This is a genomic window from Curtobacterium sp. MMLR14_006 (genome assembly GCF_001864985.1).
GTDB lineage: Bacteria > Actinomycetota > Actinomycetes > Actinomycetales > Microbacteriaceae > Curtobacterium.
Window position 1 is genome coordinate 119,773 of the sequence record NZ_MJGU01000020.1, and the last position, 24,837, is coordinate 144,609.

Here is a 24,837-nt window from a genome sequence, read left to right on the forward strand (position 1 = left end):
CGACCGCCTCACAGGCCGCTGCGCTTCCATCCTGAGGACACTCACGGCTTCGCGGCGACGAACGGTCACTTTTTCACCCTGCCGTTCACCCCGTTGGGGGGTCGTCGGTCAGGACGGGCTGGCGTGCTGCACGATCCAGCTGTGCATCACGACGGCCGCTGCGGCCGACGCGTTGATGCTCCGGGTCGAGCCGTACTGCGTGATCTCGAGGTGCCCGTCCGCGCCGGCGATCGCCTCGTCGGTCAGGCCCGGTCCCTCCTGGCCGAACAGGAACACGCACCGCTCGGGGATCGCCGCCGTCTCGATCCGCTCGGCACCGGGGGTGTTGTCGATCGCGACCACGGGCCGGCCCTCGTCCGCCATCGCCGCCAGGAACGTCTGCACGTCGGGGTGGTGCCGCACGTGCTGGTAGCGGTCGGTGACCATCGCCCCGCGCCGGTTCCAGCGTCGCCGTCCGATGATGTGCACCGTGCCGGCGAGGAAGGCGTTCGCGCTCCGCACGATCGACCCGATGTTCAGGTCGTGCTGCCAGTTCTCGATCGCGACGTCGAACGCGTGCCGACGGGTGTCGAGCTCGGCGACGATCGCCTCCATCGACCAGTAGCGGAACCGGTCGACGACGTTGCGGCTGTCCCCGGCCGCCAACAGCTCCGGGTCCAGCCGCGGGTCGTCCGGCCACGGCTCGGGGTGCGGACCGACGCCGTTCGTCGTCAGCTCGTGCGACGGCTCGGGCGTGGTGCTCACCGGACCAGCGTACGACCCGGCGGTCAGGCGCTCGCGCGCGCCTCGATGCCCGCGATGAGGATGTCGAGCCCGAGGGCGAACCGGACGTCGTAGGAGTGCTCCCCCAGCACCTCGCCGACGAGCGCGTGCCGCTCCGGTCGACCGGCGGGGGCGTCGCCCCGGCCGACCTGCACCCCGGCGTGCCCGACCACGAAGTCGTAGACGACGAAGAACGCGTACATCGCCTCCTCGTCGGACAGGCCGGCCCGGCGGAGCGCCCCGACGACCTCCGCCACGACGGCGTCCGACTCGGTGGACGCCAGCGGGGCTCGCTGGCTGTGCGACTCGAGCACGAGCGGGTGCGTCCGCATGAGGTCGCGGAAGGTCGTGGCGAAGGTCCGGACGACCTCGTGCCACTCGTCGGGCCAGACGAACGTCGCGGTGAACTCGTCGACCGTGCGGCGGACGAGCTCGGCGTGCAGGTCGTCCAGCCCGCCGATCGTCCGGTGCACCGTCATCGGGGCGACGCCGAGCCGCGCCCCCAGTGCCCGGAAGGACAGACGGTCGAGACCGTCCTCGTTCGCGATCGCCGTCGCCGCGTCGACGACCTGCTGCCGGTCCAGCGCGTTCGGCCGCCCGCGGCGGCGACGCGGGGCGGCCTCGGGCGGACTCCCTGGGGCGGCGGTGGCTGGTCCGGGTTCGACGAGCACGGGCGGTCCTCCTTGATGCGGTACGTGTCCCGAAAAGCCTAGGGCAAAGCCGACCGGCGGTCGGTGTTCAGGCAGGCGCGGTGCCGGTGGTCCGGGGTCCCCGTCACGGCCGCGCACTAGGGTGAGGGCCATGGCAACCCGCGACGAGGTCGAGTGCTGGCTGACCGACATGGACGGCGTGCTCGTGCACGAGAACCAGGCGCTCCCCGGGGCCCCGGAACTCATCCAGCAGTGGCTCGACGAGGGCACCGAGTTCCTCGTGCTCACGAACAACTCGATCTTCACGCCGCGGGACCTCAGTGCGCGGTTGCGCAGCTCGGGCCTGCACGTCCCCGAGGAACGGATCTGGACCTCGGCCCTGGCGACGGCGGACTTCTGCCGCTCGCAGATGCCCGGCGGCTCGGCGTTCGTCATCGGCGAGGCCGGCATGACGACCGCGCTGCACGAGGCCGGCTTCATCATGACCGAGACCGCCCCCGACTACGTGGTCGTCGGCGAGACCCGCAACTACTCGTTCGAGGCCATCACGAAGGCCGTGCGGCTCATCCGCGCCGGCGCCCGCTTCATCGTCACGAACCCCGACGCCACCGGCCCGTCGGCCGAGGGCGTGCTGCCCGCCACCGGCGCCATCGCCGCGATGATCGAGAAGGCCACCGGCAAGCAGCCCTACGTGGTCGGCAAGCCGAACCCGATGATGTTCCGCTCGGCCATGAACTGGATCGGCGCCCACTCCGAGAACACCGGCATGATCGGCGACCGGATGGACACCGACGTGCAGGCGGGCATCGAGGCCGGGCTGCACACCGTCCTCGTCATGACGGGCATCAGCGACCAGGCCGAGATCGACCGCTACCCGTTCCGCCCGAGCGAGGTCATCTCGGGCGTCCACGAACTCGTCCGCACCGAGCCCTTCGAGGTCGAGCTCTAGCGAGCAGCGCGCCGCCGCCCGCGCGGCTGCGTCGCTGTGTCGCTACCGCGGTGCGAGACCGGCGGGGGCCTCGACGGATGCGGTGCCACGGGCCTCCAGGGCGAAGGCCGCCATCGGCGGCACCGAGCGCCACTGCTTCGCCAGGCGACGCGGGCGGTCGTCCCGCCACGCGACCAGCGCGCCCGCGACGATCCCGAGCACCAGCACCCCGAACGAGAACAGCCCGATCAGCCCGACCGCGAGCAGGCGGCCCCGGTCCTCGAACCCGGCGGTCGCCGAGAAGCCGATCGACCCGAAGTCCCAGAACGCGTGCAGGAGCACCGGGGCGAGCAGGTTGCCGGTGAGCCGACGGGCGACGTAGAGCGTGGAGCCGAACGACGCCGCGAACACCACCTGGAGCAGCGTCGCGTCGACCTCGGCACCGCCGAGCACGTTGAGCAGGTGGAGCACGCCGAACAGCGCGCACGAGATCGCCCACACGCCGATCTCCGGCACGCGACGGCGCAGTCCGACGAGCAGGACGCCGCGGGTCATCAGCTCCTCGAACACCCCGACGAACAGCACCCCCACGGTGAGCAGCAGGAAGTAGTGCGGCGGCAACGCCGACCAGTCCACGAACGGCAGGCGGGCGAGGGCCACGAGCACGATGAGCAGCGGGGCGACCATCGTCCACCGCAGGGGCGTCCGGGTGCGGTCGACCGTGGCGATGCGCCACCAGCCGAGCGCGGTGACGAACACGGCGAGCGCCACCACGGCGATGCCCTCGGGGACCACGAGTGCCCGGACGACGCTGTCGACCGTCTGCCCGAGGGTCGCGTAGTCGTCACTCGGTCGGGACCGCCAGGCGCTGACCGCCGCGAAGACCACGATCGGGACGAGGCCGACGAGCAGGGACGGCGGGACCGGCCAGCGGCGGCGACGGGGTGGGTGCACGTCTCATCTGTACCAGGGCGGCCGTACGATTGGCGGTATGCGCCTGCCCTCCTTGTCGACCATGGCAGAGGACTACGTCAAGCTCATCTGGAAGGACGGCGAGCGCGGTGGCGCGGGGCTCGCCACGCGGGACATCGCGGCCGCGCTGAAGGTGTCGGCGTCGACGGTCTCCGGCAACCTCCGCAAGCTCGACCGTGACGGGCTCATCGAGCACACCCCGTACTACGGCGTCGTCCTCACCCCGCTCGGCCAGCAGGTCGCCGTCGCGATGGTGCGCCGGCACCGGCTCATCGAGACGTTCCTGGTCGAGCGGCTCGGCTACTCCTGGGACGAGGTCCACACCGAGGCCGAGGCACTCGAGCACGCCGTGTCCGAGCGGTTCCTCGACCGGGTGGACGCCGACCTCGGCCACCCGACGCACGACCCGCACGGCGACCCGATCCCCGCCGCCGACGGCTCGGTGCCGGACTCCCCCGGCACACTGCTCGGCGCGGTCGAGCCGGGCTCGTGCGGCACGGTCGACCGGGTGTCGGACGACGACCCCTCGTTGCTGCGGTACTTCGACGAACTCGGGGTGGGACTCGGCACGCACCTGCGGGTCGAGCGGGTGCGCGACTACGCCGGCGTCATCGCAGTGGCGCGCCGGGCGAGCGACGGGACCGAGTCCCTCGTCGACCTGCCGGCAGCGGCGGCGTCCGCGATCTGGCTCGCTCCCGACGCCGACTGACCCGAGGCGGCGCGCACGGCCCGAGGGGGCACGACGCGCCCCGAGGTCGCACGACGTGCCGCTCACGTCCGCCGAGGTCGCACACCCTGCCGCCCGAGCGCCGCACAGACGGCAGAACGCGCGACCTCGCGCCCGCCCGCCGCCCGCCCGGCCCCGGCCCCGAGCCGGACAGGAGGCACGGTGCCAGCCGCCCTACGCCTCCCGTCCGACCTGTCCCCGGTCGCACGACGCGCCGCTCACGTCCGCCGAGGTCGCACGAAGTGCCGCCCGAGCGCCGCCCAGGCGGCAGAACGTGCGACCTCGCGCCCGCCCCGCGCCCGCCCGACCCCGGCGCCCGCCGGCGCCTACGCCGCCCGCGGCCGGCGGAACGGCGCTGCGAGCGTCGGCCCGATCTCCCGCCGGTTGATCCAGAACACCACGACCGCCGCGACCAGGTGCACGGTGCTGAGCACCCACCGGCCGCTCGTGTCGGTCACGACGAACTGCACCGCGAACAGGGCCACGAGGGCGATCGCCGACCACCGGTGGAACCGCAGCGCGATGATGATCGCCACGCCGAGCACGGTCTGCGACGCGGTGAGCATGAACTCCTCGACCTGCCGGCCGTCGAGCGGCAGCCCGCCCGAGGTCCCGCCGCCGAGCACGTGCGCGATCGGCAGCGAGCCGACGAGCAGCGACCACTGGTTGATCTTCGACGCGATGAGCGTGCCGATGGCCGCGCCGCCCATGCCGCGCAGTGCGAAGAGGACGGCGACGATGAACTCGGGGGCCTCCGTCGCGAGCGGCGCGAGCCACTGCACCAGGAAGTAGCTGTCGATGCCGAGCGCGCTGCCCGACTCGACGAGGGCGTCGGCGAACGGCTCCGCAGCCATGAGCACGATGGTGGCGGCTGCGGCGAAGAGCAGCACGATCGTCCAGCGGCGGGCGACCCTCGGCATCGAGGCGATGTTGCCGGCCATGCCGGGCAGGTCCTCGTCGTCGTCGCCCGGCACCTGCGAGGCCCGCCACAGGTAGACGACGAACACGGCGAGCAGCACGAAACCGAACCACATCGGGATCGAGCCCATCAGCGGGATGAGGAACGCGACGACGGCGAGCAGTGCGAGGAACCCGACGTCGAGCCGTGCGGACCGCTCCAGCTCGAGCACCCGGCTGGCAGCGGCGGGCATCGAGCCCTCGCGCACGAACCGTCGTGCGACGAGCAGCGACACGATCACGACGAGCGGCCAGCCGAACCCGAGCAGGAGCCGGTTCGACCCGGTCATGTTCGCGGCGGCGAACTGCTCGTACGCGGGGTCGTACCCGGAGCGGAACGCGTAGTACAGGTCGACGGCGTACTCGGGGAGCACGGCGATGAGCGCGAGGATCGCGATGGCGAGCGCCCCGGAGATGTCCTTCTGCGCGGCCTCGGCGGCCCAGGCGAGCAGGAACGCGGCGGCGACGACGGCACCGCCGAAGACGAACAGGTCGACGACCGGGTTCGGTGCGAGTCCGCCGAGGCGGAACACGACGGCGGGCAGCGCGAGGACGACGCAGATCGCGACGCGGCCCCAGGCGCTGGCGCCCATGCGGGGTGCGGGGGCGGCGGCCGTCGACGTGGGGGTCGACAGGGTGTCGGTCATGGTGGGTCTCCCGGGAGGAGCCACGGCAGGGCCTCGCAGGGAGGACCTCGGCCACGGCGGAACGGCCGAAGGTCTCGCTCGCCCGACCCGGCCCTGTCGGACCCGTGTCGGGTGGTGCACCGGGCCGATCGTCGTGATGGCCAGTGTGTCGATGCACGCGCTGGGAGCTACTCCCCTTCGGCACCCACCTTGGCGCGCTCCGATCCGCGTGCGCAAGCCGATCCGGCCTCTTCGGCGTCCCGAATCCAGGTCTTGCCCGGCCCGCCCCGGAACGGTCGGGAGGCCCGTGGCGGCGTCCGCCACGGGCCTCCCGTCCGTCATGCGCGCACCCCGCGGGGCCTACCCCTTCGCCGACCGGGTGCGGCCGAGCGCGACCTCGCGGCGGGCGCGCTCGAGCGCGAGCGCCGAGGCGGCGTCGGGGTCCTGCAGCAGCCGCTCGGTCTCGGCGACGTGTTCGCGCACCGCCGCCGAGCCGCGGTCGGCGGCGGAGGCGAGCACGCTGGCGACGGTGTCCTCGCCGAGGGCGACGAGCGCCCGCGACAGGCTGAGACGTCGTTCACGGTCGCCGACGCCGAGCTGCACCGCGAGGGTGCGGGCGAGGCCGTCCCGTTCGTCGTCGGGCACCAGGCCGACGGCGGTGCGCCACGCGGTGCGCAGGACGCCCTCGTCGGGGTCGCCGAGCAGCGGCCGGACGACGGGCCAGGTCGACCGGTCGCGGATCTTCGACAGCGTGTGCAGTGCCTGGCTGCGGGCCTGCGCCTCGGGTCGGGTGAGCTCGCGCGTGACCCGTGCGACGACGGCGTCGGCGGGGTGTCGGGTGAGCGCCCACGTCAGGGTGTCGCGGACGAACAGGTCCGGTTCCACAGCGCACCGAGCGACGAGCACGTCCAGGTCCTCGGCGTGTGGGGTGGCCCCCGCGGCCATGACGGCCTGCAGTCGGACGGAGGAGCGCGGGTCGGCGAGGGCTTCGGTGAGCGCGGTCATCCGTCCATGCTCGTCCGCGATCCCGGGACCGCGTCGAGACTCGGGGCATACCGTCGGCAGACGACGGTCCGTCCCCGGACCGCCCACGACCACGTGCACAACCGGAAGGACCCCACATGCCCCGCATCGGCACCAGCGACCTCCACGTGTTCCCCCTCGCCCTCGGCGGCAACGTCTTCGGGTGGACGGCGGACGAGCGCACCTCCCACCAGGTGCTCGACGCGTACACCGCCGCGGGCGGTGACTTCGTCGACACCGCCGACGTCTACTCGGCCTGGGCGCCGGGCAACGAGGGCGGCGAGTCCGAGCGGGTCATCGGCTCGTGGCTCCGCGCCTCGGGCAAGCGCGACGACGTCGTCATCGCGACGAAGGGTTCGCAGCACCCGCAGTTCCAGGGCCTCGGCGCCGCGAACGTCGCCGCTGCCGCCCGTGCCAGCCTGCAGCGCCTCGGCACCGACCGCATCGACCTGTACTACGCGCACTTCGACGACCAGGCGACCCCGCTCGAGGAGACCGTCCGCGCCTTCGACCAGCTCGTGCAGGACGGCCTGGTGCGGTACACGGCGATCTCGAACTACTCGAAGGAGCGGGCCGAGGAGTGGATCCGCATCGCGACGGAGAACGGCCTCGCGCAGCCCGTCGCGATCCAGCCGCACTACAACCTGGTGACCCGCCAGCCGTACGAGTCCGACATCGCCCCGCTCGCCCACGAGCACGGCCTCGGCGTCGTGCCGTACTTCGCGCTCGCCGCCGGGTTCCTGACCGGCAAGTACCGCACGAAGGGCGACTTCGCCGGGAAGGACCGCGAGGGCCAGGTCTCCGGGTACTTCACGGACGAGGGTCTCGCCGTCGTCGACGCGCTGTCCACCGTCGCCGAGGCCCACGACGTCGCGATCGCCACCGTCGCCCTCGCCTGGCTGCAGGCGCAGCCGGACGTCGTCGCGCCGATCGCCAGCGCCCGGGACACCGACCAGCTGCCGGCACTGCTCGCCTCGGCGGACCTCGAGCTCAGCGCCGACGAGCTGCGGACCCTGACCGACGTGTCGGCGCAGGTGCCGGCGAGCGCCTGACCCCACGCGCGCCCGGGTACCCGAGCGCCAGGCCCGTCCGGCCCGGATGCTCGTGCATGCTCCGACAGCCCACTCGTCGTTCGACGGGTGGGTTGTCGTTCGTTGCACACGCATCCGATGCGTGTGAACGGTGCGACAGCCCACGCGCCGATACCAGGGTGGACCGTCGCAGAACGGGTGCGCGCCGACCCCGGCCAGCCGGCGCGGCAGCGGGTGCGGGTGCGGGTGCGGGTGCGGGTGCGGGTGCGGGTGCGGGTGCGGCGCAGGCCTACGCCGGCGCGAGCGACCCGGTGAGCGGCTGCCCGGACGACCGCGTCACGAAGCACGACAGGAAGTGGTCGCCCTGGTCCCACGTCTGCTGGTCCGGGGCGTAGGAGCCCTGCACCTGCACGTCCCCGACGGCCGCCGCGGCCGAGGCGTTCAGCGCCGCGTCCGACTGGCACTGCTCGGCGGCCTGCGCCCCGAGTGCCTCGGCGCCGGGGTACGCGTCGGCGGTCACGGGGATCCGCGCCGTGAGCTGGGCGATGTGCGGGGTCGCGCAGTCGACGACCGTGAAGGTCTGCGACCACGCGTTCGTGAAGGGTGACAGGCACTCGCCACCGGCGAGGTCGGTCCACGGGTGCTCGCCGGGCAGCGCGGGCGTCGTCGCGAACTGCAGCGTCGTGCCGGACTGGGCTGCCTCGCTCGACGGCGCCGCGGCCGAGGGTGTGGTCGACGGGGTCGCCGGAGCCGTCGACGCAGCTGCGGCGGGCGAGCGCGTCGGTGCGGTCTGCTCCGCGATCCCGTTGCCCCGGATCCACAGGGTGAGCAGGAACACCGCGACGACGAGTACGAGGATGAGCACGACCGACGCGCCGATGAGCAGCTGCTTGCCGCGCGTGCCCTCGCTCCGGAGCCGGGCGACGCCCTCGTTGATGAAGTTGTCGCGACCGCCGGACGCACCGCCGGCACCGGACGACCCGCCCCCTCGCTGCCCGTTCGCGGCGGACACCCCGGCCGACGACGCGACGGCCGCCGGCATCATCCGCGTGCCGGTGTCCTCCGGGTCGTAGCCGGTGCCGCCGAGCTGGTCGACGGCCTCGGTGCCGAACAGGTCCTTGATGGCGCTCGTGTCGCTCGTCTCGCGGCCGGCCCACTCGGACTGGTCGAGGTCGTCCGGCGCGGTGCCCGGCAGGGCGGTCGGACGCTCGGCGACGTGGTCGTCGTCCCGGCGGTCGGCGGAGAGCCCGAGCAACGCGTCGAGGTCCTGCCCGACCGCGGGCGGCAGCGCCGCGGGGTACGCCTGGGTCCCGGCCACGGGCTCGACGAGCGGCGGGGCCGCCGTGGGCGGCACGGTCGCGTCGGGGTCGTCCCACCTCGCGTCGGCCGCCGGCATCGCGGTGGTCGGCGCGTCGGACGGGAGGCCCGGGGCGGGGTCCGCAGCGTCGTCCCGCCCGGGCGCGCGGCGCACGTCCAGGGCCTCGGTCGCGTCGGACGCGGGCGTCGCCCCGGGGCCGGGAGCGGCCGGCGCGCTCGCGGCGGCGGCAGCGGCTGCGGGGACGGCCGGCGGCACCGGGAACTCGCGGAGGACCGGCGGCACACCGTGCGCCGGGGTGGCGTCGTCGCGAGCGGGCTCGTCGGACTCCGCGGCGAGCGACCACGAGCCGGAGCCCGTCGAGGTCGTGGTGGTGTCGAACGTGTCCGCGGTCAGCGCGGACGGCACCTCGCCGGCCTCGTCGTCGCGGATCGCCCAGTCGAAGGGCCGGTCGGCGCCGGCGACACCCGACGCCGGTCGCCCGAGCTCGTCGAGGCGCAGCAGGTCGGTGAAGCTCGGCGGCTCCTCGGTCGGCGGCAGCACGTTCTCGACGCCGGGCGGCTGCTGGGCCACCGGACCGGTCGGCACGGCCCCGGGGCCCGTGGCCCGTCCGAGCCAGTCGACGTCGGCGCGACCCTCGCCGAACGGGTCGACGCGGCGGCGCTCCGCGTCGACGGCACGGCTCGCGGCGGCGCGTTCGTCCCGGTGCGTCTGCGCGGTCGGCAGCGAGATCGACGAGGGGTGCGGCGCGGCGGCGGCCGGGGGCACTGCGGCGGGCGGCGGGATGCGGTCGTGCAGGGTCGAGCGCTCGTACTCGACCGCCGCGGTGGGGTTCTCGGACGGTGCGGCGAGCTGCTCGGGCATCGAGATCGCCTGCGTGGCGCCGTCGTCGAGCGGCGCGGGAGCGGACGACACGGCGCCCGCGCCGGTGCCGGCGTCGGTGCCGGTGCCGGTGCTCGTGCCGGACTCGGGCTCGTCGTCGGGGACGAACGGTTCGGGCAGCGGTGCGCCGGTCTCCTTCGCGGAGCGCTCCGCCTCGCGGCGCTCACGACGCGAGGGCCAGTCGTCCGCGCCCCTGGGCGCCCCGAAGATGTCCGCAGCGCTGCGGAGCCCGTGGAACGGAGCGTCCTCGCCGGACGCACGCCGGGCCTCCTGGCCGTCGACCCCGTCTGCCGGGCCGGCGGTGTCCTCGGGCCCGCGCGCGTCCTCGGGACGCTCCTCGGTCACGCGGTCAGCCCCAGATCAGCCAACCCGATGGCCGCGAAGTAGGGGTAACCGGCGGCCTCGATGGTCTCCTTCGCACCGGTGTCCCGGTCGACGACGACCGCGACGGCGGCGATGATCGCGCCCTCGCGCTCGAGCGCCTCGGCCGCCTTGAGCGGCGAGCCACCCGTGGTCGAGGTGTCCTCGAGCACGACCACGCGCTTGCCCCGCAGGTCCGGGCCCTCGACCTGCTTGCCGCGGCCGTGGTCCTTCGGCTCCTTGCGGACGACGAACGCGTCGTAGGCCAGGCCCCGGGCGGCGGCCTGGTGCAGCACCGCGCTCGCGATGGGGTCGGCGCCCATGGTGAGGCCCCCGACCGCGTCGACGCCGGGCACCTGCTGCACGAGCTCGGTCATGACCTGGCCGATCAGCGGCGCGACCCGGTGGTCCAGGCTCACCTTCCGCAGGTCGATGTAGTACGTCGCCTTCTTCCCGCTGGTCAGGGTGAAGTCGCCGTGGAACACCGCTTCGGAGGAGATGAACTGGATCAACTGTTCGCGCGCGTCGGTCACAGCCCACAAGGGTAGCCGGTCGGGCGCGTCCCGCGCGCCTCCCGGCTGCCGGGGCGAGGAAGCGGTACGGGCACCGAGCGCGGCTCGGTACGCTCCGGAGCATGTCCCGAGCACCGCACCGCGCCACGGTGGCCACGTCGTCCGCCGGCGCGGGCCGGGCGTCGGCGGGCACTGCGTCCGGCGCGGTCTGGCGGGAGGCCCTGGGCGCCCTGGTCGCGCTGGCCCTCGCCGTCGTGGCGCTGCGCCACGTCGTCGCCACCGAGCGCGTCTCGGTGCTCTGGTACGACGGCGACTCGGTGCTGCTGCCGCTCGTGCGCCGGTCGCTCGAGGCGGGGCAGCCGTTCGAGTGGGCGATGTCGCCCGCGCTGTTCTTCTTCCCCGAGCTGCCGGTCTACCTGCTCTGCGCCCTCGTGACGGCGACCCCGCAGCAGGCCCTCGCGCTGAACGGCGTGCTCGTGCTGCTCGCCGTCTACGCGCTGGTCCGGGCGGCGGCGAACGAGCTCATGCCCTCGGCCGGGCGCGCGGCGCGGATCACGGTGTCCGCCGGGGCGCTGGCGTTCGTGACCCTGCTGGTGCTCACCGAGTCGTCCCCGACGACGAACTCGCTCGAGCTGGCGTCGCTGCTGCTGACGACCACGTACTACTACGGGGTGGTGCTCGCGATGCTCGGCACGGCGGTGCTCGTGCTGCGGGCCGTCCGGACCGGCCGGGCCTCGCCGACGGTGCTCGTCGTGCTCGGGCTGGTCGCGGCGTGCACGACCGCGTCGAACCCGATGTACGTGCCGTGGTCGGCCGCGCCCGTCGTCGTCACGCTCGCGCTCCTCGCCCTGGCCCGTCGCGTGCCGTGGCGGCCGGCGGGGCTGCTCGGTGCGACGCTCGTGGTGGGCTCCGTCGTCGGGTACCTGCTCCGCGTCCCGCTGCGGCCCTTCGTGTCGCTCGACCCGTCCTCCTACCTGCACCCGGACCGGGCGGCCGCGTCGCTGCGCTTCTTCGCCGCGCTGACCGACGACCGCGCCGGCACCGCCGCCGGGGACGCCGGGCTGCTCCTGCTCTTCGCCGGGGTGCTCGTCGCGGTCGGCGGCACGGTGTGGGCGTGGCGGGTGCGGACGTCGCGGACGGTGCTCGTCGCCACCGCGCTCCCCCTGGTGACCGTGGTCGCCCTGTCGGTCGGCGTCGTCGTGACCGGGCAGGACGCCGCGCGGTACCTGCAGCCGATCGCCACCGTCCCGCTGCTCGCGCTCGTCGCCGTCGCGGAGCTCGCCCGCACGGCGGTCCGCCGCACCCGGGTGCACCGTCCGCGGCGCGGCCTCGCCACCGCCGTGGCCGTCGCCGCCGGCGCCGTGCTCGTCACCGGCGTGGCCGTCACGCCGAGCACCGCGGGTGCGGTCGCCGCCGCACGGTACGGCCCGACCGCGTGCCTCGAGCGCTGGGCCGACGGCCGTACCGTCACCGGCGTCGGCCAGTTCTGGACGGTCCGGCCGCTCGCCGCCTACGCGACGCCGAACGTGCACCTGCTGCAGGTCCGCGACACCTTCGACGCCTACCCCTGGCTCGTCGACCTCGGTGCCTACCGCGACGCGTCCCCGACGTTCGTCATCGTGGGGTCGCGCGACCTGTGGACCACCGCCGTCGAGGACTCGCTCGGCGCCCCGGCGACCATCACCCACTGCACGGGCTTCGACGTCTACGACTACGCGGGCACGGCCGGCGCCGAGGTCCTGCGCCGCGACGTCGTCGGCAGCGCGGACGCGATCCGACGGGAACGCGGCTTCTAGGAGTTCTCCACAGCGGCGCGTTGTCGGTCGATCCCGGCTGTACGGATGTATAGGCTCGTGCCCGATGTCTCGATCCTCCCGCCTCCGCTCCCCCAGGGCCGCCGTGCGCCTGCGACTCGCCGTCACGGCCCTCGCGCTCACGGGCCTCGTCGGCACGGTCGTCGCCGAAGCCCCCGCCGCTCAGGCGGTGACCTACCCCACGTGGGACGAGGTCAAGGCCGCCCGCGGCAAGGAGTCCGCGAAGCAGGGGCAGATCACCGAGATCCGCGGCATCATCAGCGAGCTCGACGCGAAGGTCGAAGCGGCCGAGGCGAAGGCGCAGGAGCTCGGTGACGTGTTCTACGCGGCGCAGCGCAAGGCCCAGACCGCGGCCGAGAAGGAACAGCGGCTCCGCGCCGACGCGAAGGACCACGCGGAGGTCGCCGACCAGAGCGCCGCGCAGGCCGGCCAGTTCGCCGCGCAGATGGCCCGCTCGGGCGGCGCCGACGTCACCACCTCGGTGCTGACCAAGGGCGACGACGCGAGTGACCTGCTCTACGACCTCGGCGCGCTGAGCAAGCTCTCCGAGCAGGCCGAGCGCGTGCAGGCCGCCGCCGCCAACGACGCCGCCGTCGCCCAGTCTTTGCAGGCCCAGGCCGACCGTGCCGCCGAAGCGCTCGAGGACCTCGCGGCGAAGGCCGAGGCCCGCATGCAAGAGGCCCAGGCCGCCTCGGACGCGGTCCAGGCCGCGTACGACGAGCAGCAGTCGAACAAGGCGCGACTCGACGCCCAGCTCGCGACCCTGACCTCGGGGCGCGTCCGCACCGAGGCCGAGTTCGCCGCAGGTGAGCGTGCCCGCAAGCGGGCCGAGGAGAAGGCTGCGCGCGAGGCAGCCGAGCGTGCCGCGGCACAGCTCGCGGCGCAGAACGCGAACGCCGGCTCCTCCGGTGGCGGCGGGGGCGGCGGGGCGTCCTCCGGTGGCAGCAGCGGCGGGGGCGGTTCGGCCGGGTCCGGCTCGGGCACCGGCTGGGTCCGACCGGCGAGCGGGTACGTCATCAGCCCGTACGGCTACCGGGTGCACCCGATCACCGGCGTCGTCACCATGCACGAGGGCACCGACCTGGCGAGCGGCTGCTACACCCCCATCGTCGCGGCGTCGGCCGGCACCGTCGACTACGTGGGGTGGTACGGCGGGTACGGCAACTACGTCCGCATCAACCACGGCGGCGGCGTGCAGACCGCGTACGGCCACATCGTGGACGGCGGCTTCCGGGTCGCCCAGGGGCAGCAGGTGTCCGCCGGGCAGCTCATCGCCCTGGTCGGCTCCACCGGTGCGTCGACCGGCTGCCACAGCCACGTCGAGGTCCACATCAACGGCGCCACCACGGACCCGGTGCCGTTCATGTCGGCCCGCGGCGTCGCCTTCTAGGCGCCACGGTCCCCAGCCGCCACCGGTAGGTTCTTGTCCCATGCGCGTGGCGACCTGGAACGTGAACTCCGTCCGCACCCGAGTGGGGCGGATCGTCGACTGGCTGGTGCGCGAGGACGTCGACGTCCTCGGCATGCAGGAGATCAAGTGCAAGCCGGAGCAGTTCCCGGTCGACGCCTTCGAGGCCGCGGGCTACCACGTCGAGGCGCACGGCCTGAACCAGTGGAACGGCGTCGCGTTCGCCAGTCGCCTGCCGATGGAGGACGTCACCCGCGACTTCCCCGGCCAGCCCGGATTCCTCAAGGGCCACGAGGGCCCGGACCTGCCCGTCGAGGCGCGCGCGATGGGCGTCACGGTCGACGGCGTCCGGCTCTGGAGCCTGTACGTCCCGAACGGCCGCGAGCTCGGCGACCCGCACTACACGTACAAGCTCGACTGGCTCGCCCAGCTGGCCGACCGCACCTCGGAGTGGCTCGAGGCCTCGCCGGAGATCCCGCTCGCGCTGATGGGCGACTGGAACGTCGCACCGCTCGACGAGGACGTCTGGGACATCCGCGTCTTCGAGGGCTCGACCCACGTCAGCGAACCCGAGCGCGCCGCGTTCCGCGAGTTCGAGGCCCGCGGCCTGCAGGACGTCGTCCGCCCGATCGTCCCCGACGGCTCCACCTACTGGGACTACAAGCAGCTGCGGTTCCCCCGCGACGAGGGCATGCGGATCGACTTCGTGCTCGGCTCGCAGGCCTTCGCCGACGTCGTCACGGACGCCTCGATCCACCGCGACGAGCGGAAGGGCGACGCCCCGAGCGACCACGTCCCCGTGGTGGTCGACCTCGACCTCGACACCTCGCTCGACGACGACCGGCCGATGATCTTCTGACGTCTGTTACGCCCCGCGACCGCCGTCGTTGAGCGGTCGCCGACGGCCACGTAGGTTTCCCTGCACCGACCCCGTCCGAGAGCAGGTGCAGCCATGTCCCCCACGACCGTCCTCCCGATCCAGCGCGTCATGGCGAGCGCGGCCCCCGGCGCCTGGCGCGACGGCATCGTCCTCGAGACCGGCGCGACGGACACGGTCGTCGCCTTCCTCGACGGCGACGTGCAGCGGCTCCGGGTGACGGGCGCCGACGGCGTCCTGTCGGTCGGCGACCCGGTCGCCCACCACCCGGTGGCGGAGATCCTCAGCGCCGGCGGCCGTCAGACCACGGCGCGCAGCGCGTAGCGGGACGGCTCAGGCGGCCATCGCGTCGAGCAGCGCCCGGCACTTCGACACCATCTCGTCGCAGGCCATCGCGCAGTACCGGCACGAGTCGTCCATGTCCTGGTGCCCGCGGCACTCGGCAGCACACGCGGTCCCCATCGCCACGACGGCCAGGAGCATCGCCCGCATCGCCTCGGTGTCCGTGCCCATCGGTCGCATCATCATCCGCATGCCGGTGTCCGCGAGCATCGCCGTGTTCGAGCACATCGCGGCACACGTCGCCATCTCGGCGCCCATGCGCATGTCCGACGCGGAGCACATCGTCGCCGCCATCGACGCGGCGTTCATCGCCATCATCGTGTCCTGCACCGCGTCCGCGTCCATCGCCACGGGCATGTCCGTCGTCGACATGCTCTTCATCATCGCCATCGTGTCCATCGCAGGTCTCCGTCCGTCGTGGTCACGGGGCGGGTCCGCCCCGTGGGTGCCAGGGTACGCGCGCACCCGACGCGGTTCGTGAGCAGGAACGATTGGGTCGGCACCCACCACCCGACCGTTCCTGCTCACCATCCGGAGCGCGCGCGATCACACGCGTCCGCACGCGACCCCACGGCGGACGGGAGGCACGGTGCGGGTCCGTCACGGGCCTCCCGTCCGGCGCGCGGGGCGCCCCGGGCGCGCTACGGGTGCAGCAGCGCCGCGACCGCGACGAGCACGGGGACCGAGCCGATCGTCGAGATGAGCACGACGTCGCGGGCGACCGGGACGGCCGCGCCGTACCGCTGCGCGTAGTTGAAGACGTTCTGCGCCGCGGGCAGTGCGCCGAGCGTCGTCAGCACGAAGACGTCCTGCGCGCCGAGACCGAAGACGAACCGGGCGAACACGAACGCCACGGCCGGCATGACCACGAGCTTGATCGACGACGCCACGATGACGTCGGTGCGGATCGCCGGATCGCGCAGGGGCGCGGCGCCGTGCAGGCTCATCCCGAAGGACAGCAGCACGACGGGCACCGCGGCGGCCCCGACCAGCGAGAACGGCTCGAGCACCGGTGCCGGCAGGTCGACGCCGGTCGCCGAGAACACCAGGCCGACGATCGAGGCGATGATGATCGGGTTCCGGAAGGGCCCGGAGACCCGCCGCACCCAGCCACCCGAAGCCGCGGTCGCGGCGTCGAGGATCGTCAGCGCGATCGGCGCGAGGACGACGAGCTGCAGCAGGATCACCGGCACGACGGCGGTCGCCTGCCCGAGCACGTAGACCGCGACCGGCAGCCCGATGTTGTTCGCGTTGACGTAGCTCGACGCGAGTGCGCCGACGGTGGTGGTCGTGACGGGGCGGCGCAGCACCAGGCGGAAGACCACCGCGGCTGCGAGGGCCACGACGACGGCACTGAGCAGCGACACCACGAGCACCGGCGACAGCAAGGAGGCGATGTCCGCCGTCGCGATGGTGTGGAAGAGCAGGCACGGCATGAGCACGAAGAACGCCAGGCGGCTCATGACGAACTGCGCGTGCGGCCCGAGCAGTCGGATGCGCCCGACGACGTACCCACCGGCGATGATCGCGCCGATGATCGCGAAGCCGGTCAACACGCCACCCATCGGGTCCATCCTGGCACCTGTGCGCGGTCACGTGCCGTCACGCGGGTCGGAAATGCGTACGCATCGATTACCGTTGCAGGCACCATGACCTCGACGAACGCCGACACCCTCACCCGGTCCACCGACTCCAGCCAGCCCCTGGTGCCCCTGCTCGAGGAGCGCTGGAGCCCGCGCTCCTACGACGAGACCGCGACGATCACGGACGCGCAGTTCGACGCCGTGCTCGAGGCCGCCCGGTGGGCCGCGTCGGCGATGAACCACCAGCCCCGCCGCTTCCTCGCGGGCCGCCGTGGCACCGAAACGTTCCGGAAGATCAACGAGAACCTGCTCGGCTTCAACGCCGCGTGGGCGTTCCGCGCGAGCGCCCTGGTCGTCGGCGTCCTCGAGACCGTCACCGAGGACGGCGAGGCCCGTCCGTTCGCGCAGTACGACCTCGGGCAGTCGCTGGCGGCCCTGACGGTGCAGGCGCACGCCGAGGGGCTGCACGTGCACCAGATGGCGGGCATCGACGCCGAGGGCCTCCGCGCCGCCTTCGACCTGCCGGAGCGCTTCCTGCCCTACACCGTGACGGCGATCGGCACCGTCGCGCACCCGTCGCAGCTCGACGAGAAGGCCGCCGAGCGCGAGGTCGCCCCGCGCACGCGCCTGCCCCTCGACGAGGTCGTGCTCGTCAAGGAGTAGTCAGCGGGCCCCTGGTCGGCGTCTGGCAGGATCGGGGGCATGACCACGCCCCGCCTCGTCGCCTTCGACCTGGACGACACGCTCGCCCCGTCGAAGTCCGCCCTCGACCCCCGCATGCTCGAGACCTTCGCGTCCCTGCTCGAGGTCGTCCCGGTCGCGGTGATCTCCGGCGGCAACTTCCAGCAGTTCGAGCAGCAGCTCGTCACGCCCCTGCGCGAGCGTGACGGGCTCGTGCTCGACGACCTGCACCTGCTGCCGACCTGCGGGACCCGCTACTACCGGTGGGCGGGCGACGACTGGGCGCTGCAGTACGCCGAGGACCTGACCGACGAGCAGAAGCGCCGCGCGCTCGCCTCGGTCCGGGCCCGTGCGGAGGAAGCCGGCTACTGGGAGTCGGAGACCTGGGGCGAGATCCTCGAGGACCGCGGCTCCCAGATCACGTTCTCGGCGCTCGGCCAGACCGCGCCCGTCGACGTGAAGAAGCAGTGGGACCCCACCGGCGCGAAGAAGGACCACCTGCGCGGGCTCGTGCAGTCGGACCTGCCCGACCTCGAGGTCCGTTCCGGCGGCTCGACGAGCATCGACATCACCCGCAAGGGCATCGACAAGGCCTACGGCATGCAGCGGCTCGCCGAGATCACCGGCATCGCGCTCGACGACATGCTGTTCGTCGGCGACCGGCTCGACCCCGAGGGCAACGACTACCCGGTGAAGGCCCTGGGCGTGCCCTGCCACGCGGTCGAGGGCTGGGAGGACACCGACGCCTTCCTCACCGCATTGGTCCCCACCCTGCGCTGACGCGCTTCGTGAGCAGGAACGGTCGGGTCGGTACCCGCCACCCGACCGTTCCTGCTCACCATCCGCAGTGCACGCAACTGCGCGCCGGACGGGAGGCACGGGGCGGGCGCGCCACGCGCCTCCCGTCCGCCACCGAGCACGTCCGGAGCGCGCGCCGGCTGCGCAGCCGACCGTGCGCCCGCCGGCCCGCGGCAGGCGACCCGTGTCAGCCGGTCCGTGTCAGCCGGACCGAGCGTCAGCCGGACCGAGCGTCAGCCGAGGCTGCGGACGGCCTCGACGAACGCGCGTATCTTCGCCGGGTCCTTGACCCCGCGCTCCGACTCGACGCCGCTCGACACGTCCACGCCGTCCGGGTCGAGCGCCTCGACCGCCGCGACGACGTTCGCCGGGGTGAGCCCGCCGGCCAGGATCCAGGCCTCGTCGACCGTGCCCTCGACGGCCGCGGGGTCGATGAGCCGGCCGCTGCCCGGCACCGCGGCGTCGAGCAGCAGCAGGTCGTGGTCGTACGCGGCGCGCTGCTCCGGCGTCTCGCGCAGGTAGTCTTCCGCCGCGAGCGCCCGGATCGTGAAGAAGCCGGCGTCACGCGCCCGGGCGAAGTCGGTCGCGGACTCGCCGCCGTGCAGCTGCAGGGTGGTGAGACCGACCTCGGAGGCGATGCCGACGACCTCGTCGATCTTCTGGTCGCGGAACACCCCGACCGCGTCGATGCCGTCGGGCAGCCGCTCGACGAGCTCCTTCGCGAGGTCCGCCGTGACGGTCCGCGGGCTGCCGGCGGCGAAGACGAAGCCGACCGCGTCGGCGCCCGCGTCGACGGCGGCGTCCACGGTGTCCGGGGTCGACAGGCCGCAGATCTTGATCCAGCGCTGGTCGGTCATGTCGTCCATCCTGCCAGTCGACCGGACGCCGGTACCACCGCGGCCCGGGCAGCCGCGCCGGGGTGCTCCGTGGTCAGTGGTCAGTGGTCAGTGCAGCATGCCGGCGACGTACGCGGCGCCGCAGGCCAGGAGCACGCCGGAGACGGCGAACGAGCCGACGAGCACGTTGCGGCGACGCCAGCGGCGGACCGCCTCGAACGTGCCGCGCTTCGCGTGGCGGTGGGCCGCGCGGTGCATGCGGTGGTCGCGCTGGTGCTTGACCCGCTCCGGACCGAGCGGCAACGGGCCGGTGATCTGCGTCGAGCCGCCGCGCAGTGCGCTCGCGATCGCCACGGCGGTGGGCCGGCGCGCCGGGTCCCGGTGGGTCATCCGGCTGAGCAGGTCGCGCCACTCCGACGCGACGTCGTCCGGGACGACCGGGTCGTGCCGCAGCCGCGCGAGCGCCGCCTCGATGAGCGTGCCGGAGTACTCCTGCTTGCCGGTCAGCGCCTCGAGCAGCACCAGGCCGAGCGAGTAGACGTCCGTCGCGAAGCTGATCGGTTCACCGGCGACCTGCTCGGGGCTCAGGTACGCCGCCGTGCCGATGATCGTGCCGTCGTTCGTCAGCCGCGAGCCGTCGACGAAGTGCGCGACCCCGAAGTCGGTGAGCTTGACGGTGCGGGCGAAGCCGGACGAGCCCTCGTCGCTGATGAGGATGTTCGCCGGCTTGACGTCACGGTGGACGATCCCACGTGAGTGCACGTACGCCAGGGCGTCGGCGAGCTGCGCGCCGAGGTCAGCGACCTCGTAGTTGTGCAGGGCACCCTCGGACAGCCGGCGGAGCAACGTCGTGTCCGCGATGAGCTCCATCACGATGAAGCGGTGCGGCCCGTCCTCGAAGTCGTGGGTGCCGGCGTCGTACAGCGGGATGAGCCCCGGGTGCGACAGCATGCTGAGCAGCCGGATCTCGCGCTCCTGGCGGACGCGGTCGGCGGTGGTCATCTTGTCCGGGGTGGCGAAGAGCTTCACGGCGACGGCACGGTAGGTGTGCTCGTCGCGGGCCTCGTACACCGAGCCCATCCCGCCCGTGCCGATCAGCTTGACGAGCCGGTACCGGGCCGCCAGGACCGTGTCCGCCCGCGCGCTGTCCAGCAGGGTCATGATGCCGTCGTTCCGTCCGGAGCCAGGAGATCCGCGGCCGCTGCCGGCGTGTGTGGCTCGCCGTCAACGGTACGCGTCCGCTCTCCGTCCCGCTCGGGCGTTACGACATCGTGACCCCCTGCTTCCCTGTGTCCGTGCGGGATCGGCGGGTACCGTCCGACGTCCACCAACGGACTACTTCGCAAGGAGGACAGCGATGGCACTGTCGAAGGGCGACGAGGTGCACTGGAACACCTCGCAGGGCACGACCACCGGCACGCTGGTCGAGCAGAAGACGAAGGACTTCACGTTCGACGGGCAGCACTTCAAGCCGACGGACGACGACCCGTACTGGATCGTCGAGTCGGAGAAGAGCGGCAAGCAGGCCGCCCACAAGGAGTCGGCCCTGCAGAAGGCCTGACGGGTCAGTCGCGGGCGGGCTCGGCGCGTCGCCGACCCCGAGCACCGTCCGCGTCGCCGTCCGACCGCCGGTCGGCACGGGCGCGGCGGATGCGGCGCACCACGAACGTCACGACGACGACGGCGATCGCGAGGTAGAGCACCCGGTCGATCCACTCGGTGTACTGCTCGACGCGCTCGTACTGCGAGCCGAACGCCGCACCGAGGAGCACCAGGGCGCTGTTCCAGATGCCGCTCGCGATGATCGTGAACATCGAGAACGTGGCGAGGTGCATCCGGTCGGCACCGGCCGGCAGCGAGATGAGGCTGCGGACGATCGGCACGAACCGGCCGAAGAACACCGCGCTCTTGCCGTGGCGGTGGAACCAGTCGGCGGCCTTGCGGAAGTCGTCCTCGTCGACCAGCGGCAGGCGGCCGAGCCAGCGTGTGGTCCGCTCGAAGCCGATGACGGCGCCGAGCCAGTACAGCACCAGGGCCCCGAGGTACGACCCGAGGGTGGCGAGCAGCAGGACCAGGACGAGGTCCATCTTGCCCGCACCGGCCAGGAACCCGGCGAGCGGCAGGATCACCTCGGACGGGATCGGCGGGAACACCGTCTCGACGAAGAGCATGAGCGCCACGCCCCACTCCCCCAGGGCGTCGATGAGCTGGAGCACGAGCCCGGACAGGCCCCCCAGGTCGGACGGGGTGGAGGAGTCGCCGGTGGCGACGGTCATGGCGCGGTCGGTCACGGCAGTCGTCATGCCGCCATCTTCTCTGAACGGCCTGTCAGGAACCCGGGTCCGGTCTGGAGGTCAGCCGAGTCCCATGTGCTCGGTGCGCACGTGCGTCAGGGACCGGGCGAGCGCACCCCGCGCCACCGCGTCGCGCCCGACGGTCGACGGCACGACCTCGACCGGGTGGCGGAGCTGCGGTGCGATCACCGCGGCGAGGGCCTCGCTGAACTCGGCCGCCGCCGGCAGGACCTCGCCCCCGACGACCACGACCTCGGGGTCGATCGTCGCGACGAGCTGCACGACGCCGGGGGCCACGTCCGCGGCGAACGCGCGGACGACCTCGACGGCCCACGCCGCCCCCTGCCCGGCCGCGGCGAAGACGGACTCGAGGTCCGTGTCGGCGGGGACCCGGGCCTCCAGCCGGCTCGGCGCACCGGGCCAGCCCGTGACGTCGAGGCCGCCCATCTCGCCGGCCGCGCCGCGCGCCCCGCGCGCCAGTGCCCCGTCGACCACGAACGCCGCACCGATCTGCCGGCCCATGACGAGCGAGACCGCGTCCTGCACGCCGCGCAGGCGCCCCCACATCGCCTCGGCGACGGCGGCGAGCTTGGCGTCGTTGTCGAAGAAGGTCGCGACGCCGGGGAACAGGTCCTGGATGCGGCCGGGCACCCGGCGCTCCACCCACTCCGGCACCGCGACGGTGTAGTCGATCGCGCCCCTCCGGTCGACGACGGCCGGCACGCCGAACGTCGCGGCCAGCACCGGTGACGTCGCGGTGTCGGCGGTCAGGCGGCGGACCACGTCCTGCACGCTCGTCCACGCCTGCTCGGCGTCGGCGAGGTCGGCGTAGCGCTCCTCGACCCGGGCCTGCTGGACCCCGCGCAGGTCGGAGCGCACGCCGACGATCCCGTGCAGCCCGAGGTCCACGCCGAGCACCGAGCCGGCGGCGGCGTCGGCCCGGAACCGCTTCGGGCGCCGACCGGCCTTGTTCGGGGTCACGAGCACCTCGGCCTCGGCCACCCAGCCCTCGTCGACGAGGTCGGTGAGCGCCGCCTCGACCGTGGGGCGCGAGAGGCCGACCGCGCGGCTCAGCTCGGTGACCGAGTGCGAGGCGTCGTCGCGCAGCAGGGCGTCGAGGATCGCACGCGAGTTCATCTGCCGGAGGACGCCCGGCGTCGCTCCGACCACTCCCGGGATCGTTGACACGGTCTCCTGCACAGCCATAGCCTCCACATTACGAAAGATCATTGAGGAATGGTGGACTCCGACATGCTCATCCCACGACCGCGCCGCTCCGCCCCGGGCACCGGCGCCTTCGAGATCACGCCGTCGACCCGGATCGCCGCCGACGACGCGGCCGGATCGGTCCGACTGTACCTGCAGCAGACGCTGCGGGCGTCGACCGGGCTGCCGGTCCGCGACGCCGCCGACGACGGCACCGGGCAGGGCGGCACCACCGAGGGCGTGATCGCACTGCGCGTGGTCGACGACCCGTCGCTGCCGGCCGGGCCCGCGACCCCCGAGGGCGACCGCAGCGAGTCCTTCCGCCTCACGGTCACGCCGCGCGGCATCGACGTCGTCGGCGGCTCGGCGGCCGGCGTCTTCTACGGCGTGCAGGCCCTGCTGCAGCTCCTGCCACCGGACGTGTACCGCCACGGCCGGGTCGGCACCGGGCCGTGGTCCGTCCCGTCGACGGTCGTCGAGGACGCACCGGCCTTCGCCTGGCGCGGCGTGATGCTCGACGTCGCCCGGCACTTCCGCACGAAGCACGAGGTCATGCGCGTCGTCGACCAGCTCGCCGCGCACCGGATCAACCGCCTGCACTTCCACCTCACCGAGGACCAGGGCTGGCGCATCGAGATCCGCAAGTACCCCCGGCTGACCGAGGTCGGCTCGTGGCGGCGCGAGTCGCAGGTGGGCGCCCACGTGCCGGGACCCGACGGCTCCCTGGTCGTCGCCGGCAAGGACGGCCGTCCGCACGGCGGCTACTACACGCAGGACGACATCCGCGAGATCGTCGCCTACGCCGCCGACCGGTTCGTCACCGTCGTGCCGGAGATCGAGACGCCCGGACACGTGCGCGCCGCGCTGGCCGCCTACCCGTCGCTCGGCGTGCACCCGGAGACGCCGGTGGAGGTCTGGACCGAGTGGGGCATCGCCGACGACGTCCTCAACGCCGACGACAGCACCGTCGACTTCTTCAAGGACGTCCTCGACGAGGTCATCGCCCTGTTCCCGTCCCGCTACATCGGCATCGGCGGCGACGAGTGCCCGAAGGTGCAGTGGGAGCAGGACCCCCGCACCCAGGAGCGCATCCGGTCGCTCGGCCTCGCCGACGAGGAGCAGCTGCAGGCCTGGATCATCGGCCAGCTCGCCGACCACGTCGCCGGCCACGGCCGCCGGGCGTTCGGCTGGGACGAGATCCTCGAGGGCGGCACGCTCGACCCGTCCGCGACGGTCGTCTCGTGGCGTGGCCTGACCGGCGCCCGGACCGCGGCCAAGCGCGGACACGACGTCATCTCCTCACCCGACGACCAGGCCTACCTGGACTACCGGCAGAGCGACCTGGCGACCGAGCCCATCCCGGTCTCGATCGTGCTGTCGGTCGACGACGTCTTCGCCTTCGACCCGGTCCCCTCCGGCCTGACCGAGGCCGAGCGCGCGCACGTCATCGGCGGCCAGGGCAACATGTGGACGGAGCACGTCGACACCGCCCGGAAGCTCGACTACCAGCTGTTCCCCCGCGTGGCCGCCCTCGCCGAGGCGCTCTGGTCGGCCGACGCCGCCGGCCCGCGCGACCTCGCCGAGTTCCGGGGCCGACTCGCCGAGCACACCGCCCGGCTCGAGGCGATGGGCATCGAGTACCGCCACGAGGCCGGACCCTTCCCGTGGGAGCAGCGCCCGGGCGTGCCAGGCCGCCCGCACTCCCGCGAGGAGCGCGCCGCCTACATCGACGCCGTGACGGCGAACATCGCCGAGTAGGACGCGGCCCCCGGCGCCGAGGTCACGGAACCAGCCGCACGGTCGTGCGCCGGACGGCACATCGCGCGACCTCGGCCGCGCGACCCGGCCGCCGGCGGCCCGGCGACGTCGGGCACGCGGCCCGGCGCCGAGGTCGCAGGACATGCCGCAGCCCGCCCGCCGAGGTCGCGGTACCGGCCGCACGATCCGGCGCCGGACGGCACTTCGCGCGACCTCGGCCGCCCGACCTGGCGTCGGCGACCCGGCGACGGCGCGCCGACCTCGCGCACGCGGCCCGGCACCGAGGTCGCGCAACACGCCGCAGCCCGCCCGCCGAGGTCGCGGAACCAGCCGCACGATCGGGCGCCGGACGGCACATCGCGCGACCTCGGCCGCGCGATCCGGGCGTCGGCCCGGCCGGCCCGGGTGTCGGCCCGGCCGCCCGCCGCCCGACCCGGGTGTCGGCCCGGCGATCGGAGACGGACGGGAGGCCCGGTGCCAGCTGGCACCGGGCCT

24 protein-coding genes are annotated in these 24,837 nt (G+C 73.6%); 11 read left to right on the forward strand and 13 right to left on the reverse strand.

Features of this window, described 5'->3' with window-relative positions; all coding sequences use genetic code 11:
* Positions 1–108 precede the first annotated feature (108 nt).
* Both BIU94_RS07930 and BIU94_RS07935 read right to left on the reverse strand, forming a co-directional pair.
* The gene (locus BIU94_RS07930; RefSeq protein WP_071256918.1) at positions 109–744 is read right to left on the reverse strand and encodes a TrmH family RNA methyltransferase; all 636 of its coding nucleotides are present in this window, start codon (positions 742–744) and stop codon (positions 109–111) included.
* A 23-nt stretch (positions 745–767) separates the two neighbouring features.
* Positions 768–1,433 (reverse strand): TetR/AcrR family transcriptional regulator, encoded by a 666-nt coding sequence (locus BIU94_RS07935; protein WP_071256921.1) that lies wholly within the window; start codon positions 1,431–1,433, stop codon positions 768–770.
* Between the two features lie 130 nt (positions 1,434–1,563).
* Between BIU94_RS07935 and BIU94_RS07940 the strand changes: the two genes are divergently transcribed.
* Positions 1,564–2,361 (forward strand): HAD-IIA family hydrolase, encoded by a 798-nt coding sequence (locus BIU94_RS07940; RefSeq protein ID WP_071256928.1) that lies wholly within the window; start codon positions 1,564–1,566, stop codon positions 2,359–2,361.
* Positions 2,362–2,403: 42 nt separating this feature from the next.
* On the opposite strand, the gene BIU94_RS07945 is transcribed toward BIU94_RS07940, so the two are convergent.
* Positions 2,404–3,294, reverse strand: coding sequence for a CPBP family intramembrane glutamic endopeptidase (locus BIU94_RS07945; RefSeq protein ID WP_071256930.1), 891 nt, complete (start codon positions 3,292–3,294; stop codon positions 2,404–2,406).
* 37 nt (positions 3,295–3,331) lie between these two features.
* Between BIU94_RS07945 and BIU94_RS07950 the strand changes: the two genes are divergently transcribed.
* Positions 3,332–4,021 carry a metal-dependent transcriptional regulator gene (locus BIU94_RS07950; protein WP_071256936.1) on the forward strand — a complete coding sequence of 230 codons (690 nt, stop codon included), beginning with the start codon at positions 3,332–3,334 and terminating at the stop codon, positions 4,019–4,021.
* 344 nt (positions 4,022–4,365) lie between these two features.
* Here BIU94_RS07950 and BIU94_RS07955 read toward each other — a convergent pair whose 3' ends face one another.
* Together BIU94_RS07955 and BIU94_RS07960 are read right to left on the reverse strand one after the other, a co-directional pair.
* Positions 4,366–5,643: a sodium:proton exchanger gene (locus tag BIU94_RS07955; protein ID WP_254784788.1), complete on the reverse strand. Its 1,278-nt coding sequence runs from the start codon at positions 5,641–5,643 to the stop codon at positions 4,366–4,368.
* Between the two features lie 339 nt (positions 5,644–5,982).
* The gene (locus tag BIU94_RS07960; RefSeq protein ID WP_071256938.1) at positions 5,983–6,627 is read right to left on the reverse strand and encodes a HEAT repeat domain-containing protein; all 645 of its coding nucleotides are present in this window, start codon (positions 6,625–6,627) and stop codon (positions 5,983–5,985) included.
* Between the two features lie 116 nt (positions 6,628–6,743).
* On the opposite strand from BIU94_RS07960, the gene BIU94_RS07965 reads away from it, so the two are divergent.
* A complete protein-coding gene (locus BIU94_RS07965) occupies positions 6,744–7,697 on the forward strand; it encodes an aldo/keto reductase (RefSeq protein WP_071256939.1) in 954 nt (317 codons plus the stop codon).
* Between the two features lie 268 nt (positions 7,698–7,965).
* On the opposite strand, the gene BIU94_RS17785 is transcribed toward BIU94_RS07965, so the two are convergent.
* The gene (locus BIU94_RS17785) at positions 7,966–10,218 is read right to left on the reverse strand and encodes a septum formation family protein (RefSeq protein WP_071256941.1); all 2,253 of its coding nucleotides are present in this window, start codon (positions 10,216–10,218) and stop codon (positions 7,966–7,968) included.
* Positions 10,215–10,766 carry an orotate phosphoribosyltransferase gene (gene pyrE / locus BIU94_RS07975; RefSeq protein ID WP_071256943.1) on the reverse strand — a complete coding sequence of 184 codons (552 nt, stop codon included), beginning with the start codon at positions 10,764–10,766 and terminating at the stop codon, positions 10,215–10,217. Before pyrE ends, BIU94_RS17785 begins: the two co-directional genes overlap by 4 nt.
* Before the next feature lie 101 nt (positions 10,767–10,867).
* On the opposite strand from pyrE, the gene BIU94_RS07980 reads away from it, so the two are divergent.
* The 4 genes from BIU94_RS07980 to BIU94_RS07995 all read left to right on the forward strand — a co-directional run bounded on the left by BIU94_RS07980 (position 10,868) and on the right by BIU94_RS07995 (position 15,168).
* Positions 10,868–12,541 (forward strand): hypothetical protein, encoded by a 1,674-nt coding sequence (locus BIU94_RS07980; RefSeq protein ID WP_071256945.1) that lies wholly within the window; start codon positions 10,868–10,870, stop codon positions 12,539–12,541.
* Positions 12,542–12,605: 64 nt separating this feature from the next.
* Positions 12,606–13,949 (forward strand): M23 family metallopeptidase, encoded by a 1,344-nt coding sequence (locus BIU94_RS07985; RefSeq protein WP_071256947.1) that lies wholly within the window; start codon positions 12,606–12,608, stop codon positions 13,947–13,949.
* 40 nt (positions 13,950–13,989) lie between these two features.
* A complete protein-coding gene (locus tag BIU94_RS07990; protein WP_071256949.1) occupies positions 13,990–14,826 on the forward strand; it encodes an exodeoxyribonuclease III in 837 nt (278 codons plus the stop codon).
* Between the two features lie 93 nt (positions 14,827–14,919).
* Positions 14,920–15,168: a hypothetical protein gene (locus tag BIU94_RS07995; protein ID WP_071256951.1), complete on the forward strand. Its 249-nt coding sequence runs from the start codon at positions 14,920–14,922 to the stop codon at positions 15,166–15,168.
* A gap of 9 nt (positions 15,169–15,177) precedes the next feature.
* Here BIU94_RS07995 and BIU94_RS08000 read toward each other — a convergent pair whose 3' ends face one another.
* Positions 15,178–15,585, reverse strand: a complete 408-nt coding sequence (locus BIU94_RS08000) for an aldehyde dehydrogenase (RefSeq protein WP_071256953.1) — start codon at positions 15,583–15,585, stop codon at positions 15,178–15,180.
* 242 nt (positions 15,586–15,827) lie between these two features.
* Positions 15,828–16,751 (reverse strand): AEC family transporter, encoded by a 924-nt coding sequence (locus tag BIU94_RS08005; protein WP_071256956.1) that lies wholly within the window; start codon positions 16,749–16,751, stop codon positions 15,828–15,830.
* A gap of 84 nt (positions 16,752–16,835) precedes the next feature.
* Here BIU94_RS08005 and BIU94_RS08010 point away from each other — a divergent pair, with 84 nt between their 5' ends.
* Positions 16,836–17,432, forward strand: a complete 597-nt coding sequence (locus tag BIU94_RS08010) for a nitroreductase family protein (protein WP_071256959.1) — start codon at positions 16,836–16,838, stop codon at positions 17,430–17,432.
* Between the two features lie 39 nt (positions 17,433–17,471).
* The gene (locus BIU94_RS08015; protein WP_071256961.1) at positions 17,472–18,230 is read left to right on the forward strand and encodes an HAD-IIB family hydrolase; all 759 of its coding nucleotides are present in this window, start codon (positions 17,472–17,474) and stop codon (positions 18,228–18,230) included.
* A 251-nt stretch (positions 18,231–18,481) separates the two neighbouring features.
* On the opposite strand, the gene BIU94_RS08020 is transcribed toward BIU94_RS08015, so the two are convergent.
* Entirely contained in the window at positions 18,482–19,105 is a 624-nt protein-coding gene (locus BIU94_RS08020; RefSeq protein ID WP_071257007.1) for a phosphoribosylanthranilate isomerase, read from the reverse strand.
* A gap of 87 nt (positions 19,106–19,192) precedes the next feature.
* Positions 19,193–20,245, reverse strand: coding sequence for a serine/threonine-protein kinase (locus BIU94_RS08025; protein WP_071256963.1), 1,053 nt, complete (start codon positions 20,243–20,245; stop codon positions 19,193–19,195).
* A 196-nt stretch (positions 20,246–20,441) separates the two neighbouring features.
* Between BIU94_RS08025 and BIU94_RS08030 the strand changes: the two genes are divergently transcribed.
* Positions 20,442–20,645 carry a DUF2945 domain-containing protein gene (locus BIU94_RS08030; protein ID WP_071256965.1) on the forward strand — a complete coding sequence of 68 codons (204 nt, stop codon included), beginning with the start codon at positions 20,442–20,444 and terminating at the stop codon, positions 20,643–20,645.
* A 4-nt stretch (positions 20,646–20,649) separates the two neighbouring features.
* Here BIU94_RS08030 and BIU94_RS08035 read toward each other — a convergent pair whose 3' ends face one another.
* Both BIU94_RS08035 and BIU94_RS08040 read right to left on the reverse strand, forming a co-directional pair.
* Positions 20,650–21,387 (reverse strand): DedA family protein, encoded by a 738-nt coding sequence (locus tag BIU94_RS08035; RefSeq protein ID WP_071256967.1) that lies wholly within the window; start codon positions 21,385–21,387, stop codon positions 20,650–20,652.
* A 51-nt stretch (positions 21,388–21,438) separates the two neighbouring features.
* Positions 21,439–22,578, reverse strand: a complete 1,140-nt coding sequence (locus BIU94_RS08040) for an ROK family transcriptional regulator (RefSeq protein WP_175472172.1) — start codon at positions 22,576–22,578, stop codon at positions 21,439–21,441.
* 36 nt (positions 22,579–22,614) lie between these two features.
* Here BIU94_RS08040 and BIU94_RS08045 point away from each other — a divergent pair, with 36 nt between their 5' ends.
* On the forward strand, positions 22,615–24,342 hold the full coding sequence (locus tag BIU94_RS08045) for a beta-N-acetylhexosaminidase (protein WP_083404676.1): 1,728 nt from the start codon (positions 22,615–22,617) through the stop codon (positions 24,340–24,342).
* The last annotated feature ends 495 nt before the right edge of the window (positions 24,343–24,837 follow it).